The sequence below is a fragment of the Pseudomonas sp. P7758 genome, from assembly GCF_013386485.1.
Lineage (GTDB): Bacteria > Pseudomonadota > Gammaproteobacteria > Pseudomonadales > Pseudomonadaceae > Aquipseudomonas.
This window is the reverse complement of the sequence record NZ_JACARS010000271.1, coordinates 1-482: the sequence shown is the minus strand read 5'-3', so window position 1 is coordinate 482 and position 482 is coordinate 1. Positions and strand designations below refer to the sequence as shown.

Genomic DNA, 482 nt, shown 5'->3' with positions numbered 1-482 from the left:
CACCAGCGAAGTGCCGAGCTACACCGTGGTCGACGCCAGCGTTTCATGGAAAGCCATGCGCAACACGACATTGGGCCTGCAATTGAATAACCTGTTCGACCGCACTTACGCCGTCAGCCAATACAACGACGGCCAGCAATGGATCCTGGGCGAGCCGCGCTCGTTCTTCGTGACGGCGGACTACACCTTCTAACTGAACGCAACACGTGTGTCAGTCGCCGAATGGGCTAACTGATCCACCGCATTCGCGAGCAAGCCCGCTCCCACATTTTAATTGCGTTTACAGGTTAAAACGGCGCGGGGCACTCGAAGCGCAGACGCTCGCCGCTCTGGGGATGGGTGAAGCTCAGCATGCTGGCGTGCAGGCACAGACGTGGCCAGGCAGCCAAGGCCTGTTCGTGGGCGTACAAGCCATCGCCCAGCAACGGATGCCCGATGGACAGCATATGCACGCGCAGTTGATGGGAGCGGCCGGTGATCGG

Annotated in this window: 1 protein-coding gene and 1 pseudogene; one reads left to right on the top strand and one right to left on the bottom strand. The window is 60.2% G+C overall.

Annotated elements, in window-relative coordinates:
* Positions 1 to 193: TonB-dependent receptor (locus HX873_RS31425; RefSeq protein ID WP_177123858.1), on the top strand; the 193-nt coding region annotated here is incomplete at its 5' end.
* 94 nt (positions 194 to 287) lie between these two features.
* Here HX873_RS31425 and HX873_RS31420 read toward each other — a convergent pair.
* Positions 288 to 482 (bottom strand): annotated as a pseudogene (locus tag HX873_RS31420) (RNA pseudouridine synthase); the annotation flags it as partial.